Origin of the sequence: Amycolatopsis keratiniphila subsp. keratiniphila, from assembly GCF_001620365.2 — a bacterium.
Classification (GTDB): domain Bacteria; phylum Actinomycetota; class Actinomycetes; order Mycobacteriales; family Pseudonocardiaceae; genus Amycolatopsis; species Amycolatopsis keratiniphila.
In genome coordinates this window covers 184,309-199,093 of the sequence record NZ_LQMT02000019.1, presented here as the reverse complement: position 1 = coordinate 199,093, position 14,785 = coordinate 184,309, and the positions used below count along the sequence as shown (strand labels likewise).

Sequence of the window (14,785 nt, the reverse complement as noted above, 5' to 3'; positions counted from 1 at the left end):
CGCGACACACGCTGTACGACTGAACGGTCACAGTCCGCTTTCGCCAAGATGTCCTCAGCCGCACCGGTCAAGAACCGGTAACGCACGCGTGGCCCCCTGCTGTCACAGGAGGCCACGCGGATGTCCGTACGCAAGCTCGCAAGAACAAGGACAGGACGGTCGTGACCATACAGCCTGATAACACGAAGACACCAGACAACGGACCGCCCCAACGGGTCAAAGTCGTCATCGAACACGTCGAGAAGCCGGCTCGGCGAGTCGCGACGTCCGCGGAGATGATCCGCGCGGCGCGGCCGCTGTTGAGGACGCCGGGACGCCATCGCAATGTACAGAGCCGCGACAGCTGGCTCTGCCTGGCGATGGCGGTCCTCGCCGGCTGGGCGCCGACACTGCGGATGTGCCTTCTGCTGACGATCGGCGGCGCGATCGTCGTCGGCGTCGTCGAGATCAGCACGCCGGAGGTCGGTCTATCGGCGGGGACCAGCGTCGGTCTCCTGACTCTCTTCTGCGCCTGGATTGTCAAGGCCCGACAAGGTAAACAGCGGCGAGAGCCGAGTCTGTAGCCGAATACCGCCCCGTGCCCGCCCTATCGCGGGCACGGGGCGCGGCAATGTCGGAAAATCTCCACGCCCGTTCGGTGTCTTCCGGTTGAATGATCGCGAAGTCCCGACATGTGAGGAGATCTCGTGCGGAGAGCTAGAAGACTGGGGGCCCTGGCCGTTTCGGTGCTGGCAGCGGCCACGGCACTGGGCGGCTCGGCGTCGGCCGAAACCGTGCAGTCGTTCCACACCTCGCTCGACCCCGCTTCGGTGCGGGAGTCGGTGCGCTATCTCGTCGAGAACTATCGAGTGAGCGAACAGGAGGCGTTGCGCCGCCTGGAATTGCAGACCGACGGCGGCAAGCTGGACGAGCTGCTGCGCCGCGACCGCGGCGCCGAGTACGGCGGCATGTGGCTCGACCAGGACAAGGGGCAGCTGGTCGTGGCGATGACCAAGCCCGCCGCGGCCGAGCCGTATCTGCGGGCGATGCCCGCCCGTTCCTCCGTTCGCACGCAACAGGTCCAGCATTCGCTGCAGCAGCTGACGGCGGCGAAGGAACGCGTTGCCGCCAAGGTCGGCGCGGGACCGGACGCGGTCTACCTGCCGTCGGTGAGCGAGTCGGAAAACCGTGTCGTGCTTTGGGAACGCGACTGGGTGGCGCGGGAAAAGATCGCCGCCGCCACCGAGACGAACACCGCGCAACGGGCCGCGGCGGAGGAATCCGGCATGGTCGTCTCCCGGGTGCTGAAGAATCCGAACGCGCTGGCCACGCCGAACGTGGATCTCGGCTTCTGTCACCCGCTCTACTGCACCAACTACGGTCCGATGCGGGGCGGCCTCCGGCTGGACATGAAGCGGGACGACGGTACCTGGGGCGGCTGTACCAGCGGTTTCAACCTGCGGTCCACCGGAGGCGGTTTCCCCGGCAAGGGCTGGGTGCTCACCGCCGGGCACTGCATGCGGACGAAGACCAACAACACGCCGACCCAGCACAACGGCAATGACGTCCTGCAGCAGCACGGCATCGAGAAGAGCTCGTATCCGTACGACTACGCGGCCCTGCCGTACGTCAACGACGCGGCGTCGACGAAGTGGCTCGAAGGCCAGACCGGCCGCAACCGGGTGCTGAAGTACTGCCGCAACGGCGGCATGGACAGCAACGGCGACACCCCGTGCGGCGCGCAGGCCACCTCGGTCGACGAGTACATCACCGGCGCGCGCAAGCTCGCCGAGATCAAGGCCGGGTATGTCGTCTGCGCGTCCGGAACGGCGTCGAGCAAGGTGAACTACCCCGATTCCGTCGACAGCGGTGCGGGTGCCGGCTACCTCGTCGGGACCCGCTGCGGGCGGGTCCTCTCCACGGACGTCGGCATCAACACCGACCTGTGCGCTCGTCCCGGCGACAGCGGCGGACCGCTGTTCAGCCAGGCGGACCACGCGGCGCTGGGCATCCTGGTCGGCAACCAGCAGTCCCGGTCGGGCCCCTGCCAGGCCGGTGAGCTGAACAACTACGCGCCGATCGAGACGATCACCACCGATCTCAGCGAGCGGATCGCCGGCCAGGGATCCACCTTCGCGGTGATCACGACTCCGAACGGCTGATCTCCGGAAGGCCCCCTTCATCGCGGACGCGGTGAAGGGGGCCTTCGCGTCACCTGGTCAGCAAGGGGCCTTCGTAGCGCAACGCGTCATCCTCGCCGTACACCCGGACCGTCAACTCCGGCGGCTCCCAGGGCGCGAACACTTCGTCGATCGTCCGGGGCACCGGCCCCAGGTCCACGTCCACGGCGAAGGTGTGCGCCACGATCTCGGCCTGGACGACGACGCCGTCCGCGTCGGTCACCTCCAGCCGGGTCACCCCGGGGTCGATCGCGCCCAGCGCGCCCGGCCGGGCGCTCCACACCGCGAACCCTCGCTCGGTGGTGTCACTCCCGTATCCGGTGCTCATGATGTTGAACAGCGTGCTTTCTCCCGCCCGGAAGATACATTCCGCCTGGACACCCGAATCCTTGTAGGCCAGCATCCGCCCGTCTCCGGTGCTGGTCCCGATCCGGGCTCCGGTGTGCCACCCCTCGTAGGACACCTGCTCCGCCGATCCCGAGGATCGGTAAAGCTCGGTGAGGGCCGTCAGTTCCGCGATCCACTGGTCGGTTTGTTCATCACTTGCCGGGGCCACTACTCGTGTGCCCTCCTCTCCGACTGTCCACAATGGTCACCATCGAGGCTGGCACACCCCGATGTCGATCACATCGGGGTTTCCCCGGAGATCGCTCCGCCGACTGCACGGTTCGGTGCAATCGGCGCCGGCGGCTAGTCCGAGCAGAGCAATCTCGCGGGATCCCCGTCATGGGTGATGCGGTCGCCCGTCGGAGTGTCGCCGGGGCAAACCGGCGACACTCCGACGCAGAGGGGTACGGCTGATGACCGCGCAGCGCACGATCACGGACGAGATCGGCGAAATCGGTGTCTGGCTGATGGGCGAGTTCGGCGGCCGGTTGCCCGCGAACGTGATCAGCCGGGTGCTCAACGCGAGCAAGCGCGACCTCGAAGGCCGCATCGACCCCGAGGAGCTGGGCGAGATGTTCCATACCCTCTGCCGTTTCCGGCTTCAGCGGATCCTTGCCGCGGACGAGCGGATCACGGTCAAGATCCCCGGCGCTCGCCTGTCGTGATGGTCTTCAGCTCGACGTACTGGGCGAGACCCGCCGCCCCGTATTCGCGGCCGATGCCGCTGGCCTTGTAGCCGCCGAAGGGCCCGTCGAAGCCGATCGGCGCCCCGTTGACGGTGACCGTCCCGGTGCGCATCCGCCGTGCGACGGCGAGTGCGCGGGCCTCGTCGGCCGACCAGACGCCGCCGGAGAGCCCATACTCGGAGCCGTTGGCGATGCGGACCGCGTCGTCCTCGTCCGTATAGGGGATCACGACCAGCACCGGTCCGAAGATCTCCTCTTGGGCGATGCGCATCGTGCTGTCGACGTCGGCGAACAACGTCGGCGTGACGTAGTTGCCCTTCTCCAGCCCTTCGGGGATCTCGGAGCCGCCGGTGACCAGCCGCGCGCCCTCGGCGATCCCGATCTCGATGTAATCGCGCACCCGTTGCTGCTGGCCCGGCCGCACCATCGGACCGATGAAGGTCTTCTCGTCGGCCGGGTCGCCGACCACGAGCGACTCCATCATCTCCTTGAGCCCGCTTACGACCTCCTCGTACCGGCTGCGCGGCGCGAGGATCCGTGTCTGCGCGATGCAGGCTTCGCCGTTGTTGAGCAACGATCCGAACTTCAGCCCGGCGATCACGTCTTCGAGGACGGCGTCAGGCAGGATCACCGCCGCGGACTTCCCACCCAGCTCCAGGCTGACCCGCTTCAGCCGCTCCCCCGCCAGCGACGCGATCCGGCGGCCGGCGGCGGTCGAACCGGTGAACGCGATCTTGTCGACGCCGGGGTGCTTGACCAGGTACTCGCTGGTCTCCCGGTCCGCGGGCAGGACACTGATCACTCCGGACGGCAGCCCGGCCTCCGCGAGGAGGTCCGCGAGCAGGTTCATGCTGAGCGAATTCTCCGGCGAGACCTTGAGGACGACGGTGTTCCCCGCGAGCAGCGCCGGGACGATCTTGGCCATGGACGCCGAAAACGGCGAGTTCCACGGGATGATCGCGGCGACCACGCCGATCGGCTCCCGGCGCACGATCGAACGGAACGGCGCAGCCGGGTCCGAGGGCGTGAGCGTCTCCTCCCACCCGAATTCCTCCGCCGCCTTCAGATACGAGACGGTGAGCCGTCCCACTCCGGGCTGTCCGGCCTTGGTGAACCAGAGCGCGGAGCCGTTCTCGGCCGAGATGAGCTCGGCGATCTCGTCCGCGCGGGCCTCTCTCAGCGCGTTCAGCCGCCGAAGCACCGCGATGCGTTCCTCCGGCGAGGTGTGCGGCCACGGACCTTCGTCGAAGGCGGCCCTCGCCACCGCGACAGCACGGTCGACGTCGGCCGGAAGCGCTTGGACGACGCGTCCGAGAACCGACTGGTCGTGCGGGGACACGATGTCCAGTCGTGCCGGATCGCTCGGCGCCGTCCACTCGCCTCCGATGAAGAGCCTGTCGTTCGTGATCATCGTTTCGCCTCCACAAATGTCACATCAAAGTAGCACTTAAGGCGGTTAACGACACAGGTGCGTGATACATTCCCGGCATGAGAGCCGATGCGACGCGCAATATCGAGGCCGTCCTGACCACCGGCGCGCGCATGCTCGCTCACGATCCCTCGGCCAGCATCGGCGCGATCGCCGCCGAAGCGGGTGTCGACAGGCGCACCGTCTATCGCCGCTTCGCTTCCCGCGAAGAGCTCTTGGCCGCGATCTACGACTCACGACTGAACGCGGTCGAGCAGGTCGTCCGTGCCGCCCGGTTCACCGAGACGGCGGTCCCCGTGGCCTTGCACCGCTACGTCGAGGGCATCATCGAGGTCAACCGCGCCTGGCCGGTCGAACTGACCCGGATGCGGGCCGAACCCACCATCCAGGACCGCCGGAACCGGCTCTCCGCCGAGGTGGACACGTTCCTCCAACGGGCCACCGACGAAGGTTTCCTCCGCGCGGACGTGCCGGACGGCTGGGCGGGCAGGCTGTTGATCCAGCTTCTCCACCTCGCATCACAGGAGGACATGGACGCCCCGCGCGCCGCCGATCTGCTCGTCGATACCTTCCTGAGCGGGATCGGCGCTGGCTAAGAACTTCGTCACCCCGCGACCCTCATGGAGCGGCGACGTCACGCAGAGTGTGCGAAGGTGGCGGCATGGCCGCTTCCCCAAGGCGATTCCCGCTGTCCTGGACCACCGTCATGCCGGTCGTCGCCATCGTCGTACTGGCGCTGAGCTGGGGCCGTGACCTGGGCGCGGTGCCGGTGATCATCGTCGCGCTCGCGCTCGGCGGTACGGTGCTGGCCGCGGTGCACCACGCCGAGGTGGTGGCGCATCGCGTCGGGGAACCGTTCGGCTCGCTGGTGCTGGCGATCGCGGTCACCGTAATCGAGGTCGCGCTGATCGTGACGATGATGTCCTCCGGCGGCCCCGAGGCCGGGACGCTGGCCCGTGACACGGTGTTCGCCGCGGTGATGATCACCATGAACGGCATCGCCGGGATCTCGCTCATGGTCGGCGCCCGTCGTTACGGCGAGACGCACTTCAATCCCGAGGGCAGCGGCGGTGCGCTCGCCACCGTGGCGACGCTCGCCACCGTCAGCCTCGTGTTGCCGACCTTCACCACCAGCACCCCGGGTCCGGCCTTCAACGGCACGCAGCTCACCTTCGCCGCCGTCGCCTCGTTACTGCTCTACGGCCTTTTCGTGCTCACGCAGACCGTCCGCCACCGGGACTTCTTCCTGCCGGTCGACAGCGAGGGCTCGGTCAAGGAAGAGGAACACGCAGAGCCGCCGACCAACAAGGCCGCGCTCACCAGCCTCGGGCTGCTGCTCGTGGCGCTGGTCGCCGTCGTCGGTCTGGCGAAGGTCGAATCCCCCGCCATCGAAGCGGGGGTCAGCGCGGCGGGCTTCCCGCAGTCGTTCGTCGGCGTCGTGATCGCCATGCTGGTGCTGCTGCCGGAAACGCTGGCCGCGACCAGGGCCGCGCGGCGCGATCGGATGCAGACCAGCATCAACCTCGCCTACGGTTCGGCGATCGCGAGCATCGGGCTCACCATCCCGACCATCGCGCTGGCGTCGATCTGGCTGGACGGGCCGCTGCTTCTGGGCCTCGGCGCGACCCACATCGTGCTGCTGGCGCTGACGATCGCGGTCAGCGTGCTCACCGTCGTCCCCGGCCGTGCGACCCGGCTGCAGGGCGGGGTGCATCTGGTCCTGCTGGCCTCGTTCCTGGTGCTCGCCATCAACCCGTGACACGAGTCCTCTTCGGACCGGGTTCTGTCAGGGGTCCCGGGTAATCTCAGCCCCGTGAACGCTCGGGACCGCATCCAAGAACTCGCCGATCAGATCGTCGTCCTTCGCGACGCCTACTACCGGGGCTCGCCGAAGGTGGCCGACGCCGACTACGACGCGATCGAAGACGAATTGCGCGGGCTGATCGAGGCGAATCCCGAGCTGACCCCGGAGCCGAACCCGCTCGACCAGGTGGGCGCGCCCGCCGTCCTGCACGCGCCCATCCGGCACTCGCGGCCGATGTTGTCGCTGGAGAAGGCGACCAAGCCCGAGCAGGTCGAGGCGTTCTTCGCCCGGTTCCCCGGGCAGCCGGTGGTCGTCATGCCGAAGCTCGACGGCCTGTCGCTCGCCCTCGTCTACGAAAACGGGCGGCTCGCCAGGGCGGTCACCCGCGGCGACGGGACCACGGGCGACGACGTGACGATGCTGGTCCGCGCGCTGACCGACGGCGTCCCGGACAAGGTCGACGCGCCCGGCCGGGTCGAGGTCCGCGGCGAGGCCGTCATGCTGCGCTCCACTTTCGCCGCCTACAACAAGGTCCATCCGGACAAGCCGCTGATCAACCCGCGCAACGCCGCCGCCGGCACCCTGCGCGCGAAGGATCCGGCCACCGTCGCCGAGCGGCGTCTGCAGTTCTTCGCGTTCGACCTCTCCACGGAGCCCGACAGCGCCGAGACCGATCTCGACGGTGCGCTGCGGACGCTCGGATTCGCCGCCGCCGACATGCGGCACTGCGAAGACGCCGCGTCGGCGCAGGCCGTCATCACGACCATCGAGCAGCAGCGCAACGACCTCGACTACGACCTCGACGGCGCGGTGCTGCGCCTGGCGGATCGCGACGCGTACGCCGCCGCCGGAACCCGGTCCAGCTCGCCGCGCGGAGCGCTGGCCTTCAAGTTCGCCGCCGAAGAGAAGACCACCGTGCTCGCCGACGTCGTCTGGGATGTCGGCAAGACCGGCAAGATCGCCCCCGTCGCGTGGCTGGAGCCGGTGTTCGTCGGCGGGACCACGGTCACGCGGGCGACGTTGGCCAACCAGGAGGTCATCAAGGCCCGCGGCATCAAGATCGGCGACACCGTGCTCGTGCGCCGCGCCGGCGACGTGATCCCGTTCGTGGCCGGCGTCCTCGACGCCGCCAAGCGCACCGGCGAGGAGCGGGAGATCGTGCCGCCGTCGGTGTGCCCGTCGTGCGAAGAGCCGTTGACCGAACAGGGCAACAGCCGGGAACTGTTCTGCACCAACGTCGCCTGCCCCGCCCAGACCGTCCGGCGGCTGATCCACTGGGCGTCGCGCGCGGCCGCGGACATCGACGCGATCGGCGGCGTCTGGATCGAGCGGCTCGCCGAAGCCGGGATTCTCGAACACCCGTCGGATTTCTACCGTCTCACCAAGGAAAAGCTGCTGGAGTTCGATCGCATCGGCGACATCTCCGCCACCCGCATGATCGAGTCGATCGACGCGAGCCGGGCCGTCGGCCTGCGCCGGGCGCTGATCGGCCTCGCGATCCCGATGGCCTCCGAAGGCACTGCCGCGCGGCTGTGCCGGGCCGGGTTCGGTTCGCTGGAAGCCGTCGCCGACGCGGGTGAAGAGGGGCTCGTCGCCGTTGAGGACATCGGTCCGAAGGTCGCCGCGTCCCTGATCGAGCACCTCACCCGGCTCCGTCCCGAGCTCGAGCGGCTGCGCGAGGCCGGCGTCTCGCTGGACGTACGTGAAGAGGACCTCCCGCCGGTCGTCGCGGCCGGCGCGCCGCTGGAAGGCAAGACGGTCGTGGTCACCGGGTCGATCAGCGATCCGCGTTCCGGCGAGAAGGTGCCGCGCCCGACTTTCCAGCGACTGTGCGAAAAGGCGGGCGCGACCATCGCGTCGTCGGTCTCGGCGAACACGGACCTGCTCATCACCGGCGCGGACGTCGGCGCGAGCAAACTCACCAAGGCCGAAAAACTCGAAGTCGAGGTCGTGGACCAGGGCGTGATCTGGGGTCAGCTGATCGAAGCCGGCGTCGTCTGATCACGCATCCAGAGGACTAAACGCTCGGCTTCGTCCGATAGCGCGGGCTGGTCGAGTGCCATTCGAAACCGCCGCCCATCCAGCCCCGCAATCCGCGTAGAAACCGTTGCAGTTCAACGGAGGGAACAGCGCTCAGCTTCTCGTGGGCGGCCTGGAAGTCCCGGACGACGTCGTTGTGCAGCTCGACGGTGATCGCCGTGGCCTCTTCGATCGTGCATTTCCGGTCGTCGGCGATCAGCAGTACCGCGTTGCAGGGCGGTGATTCATCCTCCAGATCCTTGGTGACGGAATGCACGTCGTTGACGAGCACTGCCGCCGTACCCGCCTGGATCGCCGCCTCGCGCACCCGAGGGTCGTAGTAGAGGTTCGCGGTCAGTTCGTAGCCGCCGAGGACGTCGATCAACGTCATCGAGGTGTAGAAACTGTCGTGCTGCCGGGCGGCGAGGTACTCCCAGGCGGGCGGGTACTTCCCGCTGTGCCGCCATGCCGCGTAGGCCGTCCAGCTCACGAACATCGCGAAGGTCGAATAGCAGACACGCTGGACCTGCGCGGCGGTCCCGGATCGCCGCAGGAAGTCCGTCGCCGAGCCGAGCGCCACCAGGACCCGGTCGTTCAGCAGCGTTTCGTCGAGGTCTCGGCTGAATTCGCCCAGCGACGGCACCGGGTCCATGGCTGCCATCGCCAGCGCGAGCTTCGGCGGCAGCTCGGCCGGCACCGCGCCGAGCGACGTGTCGTCGGCGTAGAGGTCGTCGGCCGCCCACCAGGCCGCGTTGAGCTTCGCCGAGATCAACAGTCGCTCGGGATCCTCGCAGTCCGGGTGGGCGAGCATGACGAGCCTGCCGAAGCCCGCCTTGCCGATCTGCTCGCACTCCTCCTCGTCGAATCCGCACTCCCCCGCCCACAGTGTCAGTCGCCGGTCGACCTCCACGGCGAGCGGGTCGTTGATCCGTTCGGTGACGGGGCAGTACAGCGGCGGCGCCGACCCGTCGCCCCACGGCCGGTACGCGTAAGCCGGGTCGAGACCGGGTTCCTCAGGCGGCGGAGCCTCCTGAGGAACCGCGGTCAGCCGGGCCGCCAGCCGGGCGGCCGACGTGCCCAGCCCGCTCGGACCGGCCAGTAGCGTGGCGAGCGCACCCTGTTCGGTCATCGCTTCGCTCTCCAGGTTCAGACGCGGTCCGCGGCGATGAGCAGATAGTGGAAGCTGCCTTCGCGGTAGGCGTCCAGGAACGGCCCTTCGATCCCGGTCGCCACCGAAGACTTCGCCCGCAGCTCCCAGTACGGGATCGTGTCCGGCGTCAGATCCACCACCGAGATCGGCACCAGGTCGTTGGCCGTCATGGCCTTGAAGTACTCGCTGCGCGGATGGATGTTGCACGTGTAGTGCTGGTCGATCTGCGCGACGGCCTTCGACCGGCCGCCGGTCACGTCGTTGTAGCACCCGGTGATGGTGACGTAGCGGCCGCCGAACTCCAGCTGTCGCGCGTGCTCGGCGAACAGTTCGTGGAGGTCCACGTACATGGTGCTTTCGTTGTTCCAGATCGCCTTGCGCGAGCCGGTCTCGAAGCCGGTGTCGAGCATGTTGCGGAAGTGGTAGCGCACCCGGTCGGCGACGCCGCGGATGTCCGCCTGGTGATTGGCGAACTCGACCTGCTTCTCGGAGATCGAGATCCCGTCGACGTGGCAGCCGAACCTCGCGTTGGCCATGATGCTGGTCCCGCCGCGCCCGCAGCCGGCGTCGAGGAGCCGGTCGTCCGGTTTGACGTCGCCGAGGTGATCGAGCAGGACGTCGGCCTGCGCCGTCTCCAGGCGGTGCATTTCGGCGATGATCCGCTCGTCGCGAGTGTCTTCGGGGCCTTCCAGCACCGACCAGTCGACCTCGCCGACCCCGTAGTGGTGGTGATAGAGCCCGTCCACATCGCCCAGCCGCAGGTTGACCGGGTCCTTCTCCTTGTTCCAGTACGACGCCACCGACTTCTGGTACTCGGTGCGCAGAACCTTTGCGGGAGCGGGAGTGCGGGCGATGGTCACGTGGGTGGTCCTTTCTGGAGCGTTGTTGTTCGTTGTCGTCGCGGGGCGAGGGGTCACCGCGCGACCTCGACGTTCTCCAGGACACCGAGCGCGTCGGGCACGAGCACGGCGGCGGAGTAGTAGGTACTGACCAGGTAGCTGGCGACCGCCTGATCGGAGATTCCGTCGAAGCGCACGTTCAGGCCCGGCTCGTACTCGTCGGGCAGGCCGGTCTGGTGCAGCCCGATCACGCCGTTGTCCTCCACGCCGGTCCGCATGGCGAGGATCGAGGACGTGCCGTTCTCGGTGATCGGGATCTTGTCGCAGGGCAGCAGCGGCACCCCGCGCCACGCGGCGACCACCTTGCCGTCGACGGTGGTGCCCTCCGGGTACAGGGCGCGGCGCGTGCATTCCCTCCCGAACGCGGCGATCGCGCGCGGGTGGGCGAGGAAGAACTTCGTCTTGCGGCGGCGGCTGACGAGTTCGTCCATGTCGTCGGGCGTCGGCGGGCCCGACCGGGTCTGGAACCGCGACTTGAGGTCGGCGTTGTGCAGCAGGCCGAACTCGCGGTTGTTGATCAGGTCGTACTCCTGCCGCTCACGCAGCGCCGAAATGGTCAGCCGGAGTTGCTCCTCGAACTGGTCCATCGGGCCGTTGTAGAGATCGGTCACCCGCGTGTGCACCCGGAGCGCCGTCTGCGCGACGGCAAGGTCGTACTCGCGCGGCGAGATCTCGTAGTCGACGAACGTGCCCGGCAGCAACGGCTCACCGTCGTGCCCTGACGACATGCCGATCTCGGCCTCGCCCTTGGTGTTCTGCGGCTTTCCCTTGTGCGACAGCATGTCCTGCACGTGGCGGCGCATCGCCTCCGACCGGCCGTTGAGGTCGGCGAAGTCTTCGGCGCGCAGGGTCAGCACGATCACCGGGGTGACGGCCTTGGCGGTGAACGGCCAGTTCCGGTCGATGCCGGCGAGCATCTCGTCGCCGAAATGGTCTCCATCGGCCATACTGCCGACGGACGCTTCCGCGCCGTACTCACCCGGCACCACCTTGGCGATCTTGCCGTGCGCGACCAGCACGACCTCTTCGAGCGGAGCGCCGTGGCTGACGATCGTCTCGCCGGGCTGGTACTCGTGCTGCACGAACCGGTCGGCGAGCGCGGTGAGCGTGTCCTCGTCGTCGAAACCGCGCAACAGAGCCAATTCCGAGAGTTCCTGCGGAACGACCCGGACCTCCGTGCCGACGTTGGTGAAGCTCACCCGTCCGTCGCCGATCGCGTAGGTCAACCGCCGGTTGACCCGGAAGGTACCACCGGTCGCCTCGACCCAGGGCAGCATCTTCAGCAGCCAGCGCGGCGTGATGCTCTGCATCTGCGGCCGCGTCTTGGTGGTCGTCGCCAGGTTCCGCGCGGCGGCGGGGCCGAGACTGAGCCGCCGGTCGGCCTCCGGCGTCGCGGCGGTCATCCTTCGCGGCCGAGTTCGGCGGCTTCGAGGACGGCCAGCGCGTCCGGTACGAGCACGGCGGCGGAGTAGTAGGTGCTGACCAGGTAGGAGATGATCGCCTGCTCCGAGATGCCCATGAACCGGACGTTCAGCCCGGGCTCGTATTCGTCCGGCAGGCCGATCTGGCGCAGGCCGACGACACCCTGGTTCTTCTCCCCCGTGCGGATCAGCAGCACGGAACTGGTGCTGGTCTGGCTCACCGGGATCTTGTTGCACGGCAGGATCGGGACACCGCGCCACGACGGCACCTTGTGCCCGCCGAGATCGGTGCCGGTCGGGTAGATGCCGCGTTTGCTGCACTCGCGGCTGAACGCGGCGATCGTGCGCGGATGCGCGAGGAAGAAGCCGGGTTCCTTCCACACCAGGGCGAGCAGGTCGTCGAAGTCGTCCGGCGTGGGCGGGCCGGTGCGCGTCGCGATCCGCTGGGAGAAGTCGGCGTTGTGGAGCAGGCCGAAGTCGGTGTTGTTGATCATTTCGTGCTCTTGCCGCTCACGCAGCGCTTCGATGGTCAGGCGCAACTGCTGTTCGGTCTGGTCCATCGGCTGGTTGTACAGATCGGACACCCGGCTGTGGACCCGGAGCACGGTCTGGGCGACGCTCAGTTCGTATTCGCGCGGTGAGGTCTCGTAGTCGACGAACGTGCCCGGCAGCAGCGGCTCACCGTCGTGTCCGGACGAGATGTCGATCTCGGCCTCGCCGAAGTCGTTGGAACGTCCGGAATCCTGTGACGCCTGCTCGATCTGCGCCTGCAGCGATTCGGACTGTTCCAGTACGCGCTCGAAGTCCTGACGGGTCAGGGTGAGCACGGTGCACGCGGTGGCCGCCTTCGCGGTGAACTCCCAGATGCCATCGTCGTCCACGAGTGCCTGCGCGCCGAAGTAGTCGCCGTCCTTGACCACGCCGAGCGCGGTCTCGTCGCCGTAGTGACCGGGACCGGTTTTGCTGATCTTGCCGTGCGCGATGAGGAAGACCCGATCGGCGCGGTGCCCGAATTCGACGAGTACGTCGCCGGCCGCCACTTCCTGCTGTTCGAAACGGCGTGCGAGTTCGGCGAGGACATCTTCGTCGTCATATCCCTTGAGCGGTTTCAGTTCACCGAGTTCCGCCGGGATCACGCTGACCTCGGCGCCCGCCTTCGAGAAGGTCACCCGACCGTCGCCGACCGCGTAATTCAGCCGCCGGTTGACCCGGTAGGCACCGCCGTTCACCTGAACCCATTCGAGGGACTTCAGCAGCCACCGGGACGAAATTCCCTGCATCTGCGGAACGGATTTGGTCGTCGTCGCCAGGTTGCGCGCGGCGGCGCGACCCAAACTCAGCTGCGGGTTTTCCGACCCCTGGACACCTTCGGCGGAAGTGCCCGATTCGGTCACGGTCACAGCAAGGTCCACCCTTCGATAGTCGTGTGAACAAACAAGATCCACAAATCGCGGCGTGCCGGTCATGCCCCGAAGTGCGGCCCCGCAGGATCAACATAGCAAGGGGTTTTTCCCGCACAAGCGCACTATCAGGTAATACGACAAGGCCACCCGAATGCCGGTTTTCCCATTACGCAGGAAAGCTTTTGTTCATCTCACTCGACGTTTTATGACCGCCACGCATTCGGGCCAGTAATTGTTCTGAGGTGTCACGCGGGGCCGCGCCGAAACTCCCCGGCGTGCCCGCGACACGGCCGTTGGAGTGGCCACACAGGACTCTTTCGGGTCGCCTCCGCGTCCTCGTTCGACACTGGCTTGACAGACGGCGACGAAACAGAGGGTCGCGTCCGGACACTCCGTCGGGTCATGGTTCAGCCCTTGCTGACATATCAGCAAAGACTGTACTGTCCTGCGTGTGCTGACATGTGAGACCCAGGGTGCCGCGCTCGCCCGGCTCGGTCGTGCCCTCGCCGACCCGAACCGGTGCCGGATCCTGGTCGCCCTCCTCGACGGGGTGAGCTACCCCGGCAGGCTGGCCGATCAACTCGGCCTGAGCCGCTCGAACGTGTCGAACCACCTCGCCTGCCTGCGTGGCTGCGGGCTGGTCGTGGCGACCTACGAAGGCAGGCAGGTCCGCTACTCCTTGGCCGACGCGCATCTGGCCCGCGCGCTGCGGGAGCTCGTCCAGGTGGTGCTCGCGGTCGACACCGCCGAGCCCTGTGTGGACGAGGTGCTCCGGTGAGTGCGGAGAGCGGCTCGTGTACGGACGGTTGCTGCGCCAAGGAGTCCACAGTGGCCCCGGCTCGGCGTGCGGTGCTGTCCCGGCGCGTCCGGCTCCTGGTCGCCGCGACGATCACCTACAACGTCGTCGAGGCGGTCGTCGCCATCTCGGCGGGCACCATCGCCTCGTCGACCGCCCTGATCGGCTTCGGGCTGGACTCGGTCATCGAAGTCGCTTCGGCCGCGGCCGTCGCGTGGCAGTTCTCCGGCAAGGACCCGGAAGCCCGTGAACGCACCGCACTCAAGGTCATCGCGGTGTCCTTCTTCGCGCTGGCCGCCTATGTCACCGTCGAGTCGGTACGCACCCTGTTCGGAGCCGATCCCGCCGAGCACTCCCCTGTCGGCATCGTGCTGGCGGCGGTTTCCCTGCTCGTGATGCCTTTCCTGTCCTACGCTCAGCGCCGGGCCGGGCGCGAACTGGGCTCCGCGAGCGCCGTCGCCGACTCGAAGCAGACCTTGCTCTGCACTTACCTTTCCGGTGTGCTGCTCGTCGGGTTGCTGCTCAACAGCCTCTTCGGCTGGCACTGGGCCGATCCCGTGGTCGCGCTCGTCATCGCCGCCGTCGCGATCAAGGAAGGCCGCGAGGCCTGGCGCGGCGAGCACTGCTGCTGA

At 67.8% G+C, this 14,785-nt stretch carries 14 protein-coding genes; 8 read left to right on the top strand and 6 right to left on the bottom strand.

All coding sequences use genetic code 11. The features are described 5' to 3' along the window. The first annotated feature begins 161 nt into the window (after positions 1 to 161). Both AVR91_RS18935 and AVR91_RS18930 read left to right on the top strand, forming a co-directional pair. On the top strand, positions 162 to 563 hold the full coding sequence (locus tag AVR91_RS18935) for a hypothetical protein (RefSeq protein WP_228709240.1): 402 nt from the start codon (positions 162 to 164) through the stop codon (positions 561 to 563). 123 nt (positions 564 to 686) lie between these two features. Then, a complete protein-coding gene (locus AVR91_RS18930) occupies positions 687 to 2,141 on the top strand; it encodes a trypsin-like serine protease (protein WP_228709239.1) in 1,455 nt (484 codons plus the stop codon). A gap of 49 nt (positions 2,142 to 2,190) precedes the next feature. Here the strand turns inward: AVR91_RS18930 and AVR91_RS18925 are convergent, their stop codons facing one another. After that, positions 2,191 to 2,622 carry a hypothetical protein gene (locus AVR91_RS18925; protein WP_228709237.1) on the bottom strand — a complete coding sequence of 144 codons (432 nt, stop codon included), beginning with the start codon at positions 2,620 to 2,622 and terminating at the stop codon, positions 2,191 to 2,193. 337 nt (positions 2,623 to 2,959) lie between these two features. Between AVR91_RS18925 and AVR91_RS18920 the strand changes: the two genes are divergently transcribed. Then, a complete protein-coding gene (locus tag AVR91_RS18920; RefSeq protein WP_063273976.1) occupies positions 2,960 to 3,211 on the top strand; it encodes a hypothetical protein in 252 nt (83 codons plus the stop codon). On the opposite strand, the gene AVR91_RS18915 is transcribed toward AVR91_RS18920, so the two are convergent. Beyond that, the gene (locus tag AVR91_RS18915) at positions 3,183 to 4,643 is read right to left on the bottom strand and encodes an aldehyde dehydrogenase (protein WP_063273975.1); all 1,461 of its coding nucleotides are present in this window, start codon (positions 4,641 to 4,643) and stop codon (positions 3,183 to 3,185) included. The two genes, AVR91_RS18920 and AVR91_RS18915, sit on opposite strands and share 29 nt — an antisense overlap. A 77-nt stretch (positions 4,644 to 4,720) precedes the next feature. Between AVR91_RS18915 and AVR91_RS18910 the strand changes: the two genes are divergently transcribed. The 3 genes from AVR91_RS18910 (at position 4,721) to ligA (ending at position 8,466) form a co-directional block, all read left to right on the top strand. Next, entirely contained in the window at positions 4,721 to 5,257 is a 537-nt protein-coding gene (locus tag AVR91_RS18910) for a TetR/AcrR family transcriptional regulator (protein WP_063273974.1), read from the top strand. A 65-nt stretch (positions 5,258 to 5,322) separates the two neighbouring features. Further along, the gene (locus AVR91_RS18905) at positions 5,323 to 6,420 is read left to right on the top strand and encodes a calcium:proton antiporter (RefSeq protein WP_063273973.1); all 1,098 of its coding nucleotides are present in this window, start codon (positions 5,323 to 5,325) and stop codon (positions 6,418 to 6,420) included. Between the two features lie 54 nt (positions 6,421 to 6,474). Then, on the top strand, positions 6,475 to 8,466 hold the full coding sequence (gene ligA, locus AVR91_RS18900) for an NAD-dependent DNA ligase LigA (protein WP_063273972.1): 1,992 nt from the start codon (positions 6,475 to 6,477) through the stop codon (positions 8,464 to 8,466). Between the two features lie 16 nt (positions 8,467 to 8,482). Here the strand turns inward: ligA and AVR91_RS18895 are convergent, their stop codons facing one another. From AVR91_RS18895 to AVR91_RS18880, 4 genes are read right to left on the bottom strand one after another with little or no spacing between them, the layout of a single operon-like run. Further along, complete coding sequence (locus AVR91_RS18895; protein ID WP_063273971.1) at positions 8,483 to 9,613, bottom strand: family 2 encapsulin nanocompartment cargo protein terpene cyclase; 1,131 nt, start codon at positions 9,611 to 9,613, stop codon at positions 8,483 to 8,485. A 17-nt stretch (positions 9,614 to 9,630) separates the two neighbouring features. Beyond that, on the bottom strand, positions 9,631 to 10,494 hold the full coding sequence (locus tag AVR91_RS18890) for a geranyl diphosphate 2-C-methyltransferase (protein ID WP_063273970.1): 864 nt from the start codon (positions 10,492 to 10,494) through the stop codon (positions 9,631 to 9,633). 53 nt (positions 10,495 to 10,547) lie between these two features. Next, on the bottom strand, positions 10,548 to 11,936 hold the full coding sequence (locus AVR91_RS18885; protein WP_063273969.1) for a family 2B encapsulin nanocompartment shell protein: 1,389 nt from the start codon (positions 11,934 to 11,936) through the stop codon (positions 10,548 to 10,550). Then, the gene (locus AVR91_RS18880; protein ID WP_063273968.1) at positions 11,933 to 13,354 is read right to left on the bottom strand and encodes a family 2B encapsulin nanocompartment shell protein; all 1,422 of its coding nucleotides are present in this window, start codon (positions 13,352 to 13,354) and stop codon (positions 11,933 to 11,935) included. The genes AVR91_RS18885 and AVR91_RS18880 overlap by 4 nt, the downstream gene beginning before the upstream one ends. A gap of 454 nt (positions 13,355 to 13,808) precedes the next feature. Here AVR91_RS18880 and cmtR point away from each other — a divergent pair, with 454 nt between their 5' ends. Together cmtR and AVR91_RS18870 are read left to right on the top strand one after the other, a co-directional pair. Further along, positions 13,809 to 14,135: a Cd(II)/Pb(II)-sensing metalloregulatory transcriptional regulator CmtR gene (gene cmtR / locus AVR91_RS18875; RefSeq protein WP_063273967.1), complete on the top strand. Its 327-nt coding sequence runs from the start codon at positions 13,809 to 13,811 to the stop codon at positions 14,133 to 14,135. Next, positions 14,132 to 14,785, top strand: coding sequence for a cation transporter (locus AVR91_RS18870; RefSeq protein ID WP_211282734.1), 654 nt, complete (start codon positions 14,132 to 14,134; stop codon positions 14,783 to 14,785). Before cmtR ends, AVR91_RS18870 begins: the two co-directional genes overlap by 4 nt.

What these genes read in the sequence shown, in the direction of transcription:
- AVR91_RS18920 (WP_063273976.1), top strand. Translation starts at nt 2,960, where the DNA reads ATGACCGCGCAGCGCACGATCACGGACGAGATCGGCGAAATCGGTGTC.
- AVR91_RS18915 (WP_063273975.1), bottom strand. Translation starts at nt 4,643, where the DNA reads ATGATCACGAACGACAGGCTCTTCATCGGAGGCGAGTGGACGGCGCCG.
- AVR91_RS18910 (WP_063273974.1), top strand. Translation starts at nt 4,721, where the DNA reads ATGAGAGCCGATGCGACGCGCAATATCGAGGCCGTCCTGACCACCGGC.
- AVR91_RS18905 (WP_063273973.1), top strand. Translation starts at nt 5,323, where the DNA reads ATGGCCGCTTCCCCAAGGCGATTCCCGCTGTCCTGGACCACCGTCATG.
- AVR91_RS18895 (WP_063273971.1), bottom strand. Translation starts at nt 9,613, where the DNA reads ATGACCGAACAGGGTGCGCTCGCCACGCTACTGGCCGGTCCGAGCGGG.
- AVR91_RS18885 (WP_063273969.1), bottom strand. Translation starts at nt 11,936, where the DNA reads ATGACCGCCGCGACGCCGGAGGCCGACCGGCGGCTCAGTCTCGGCCCC.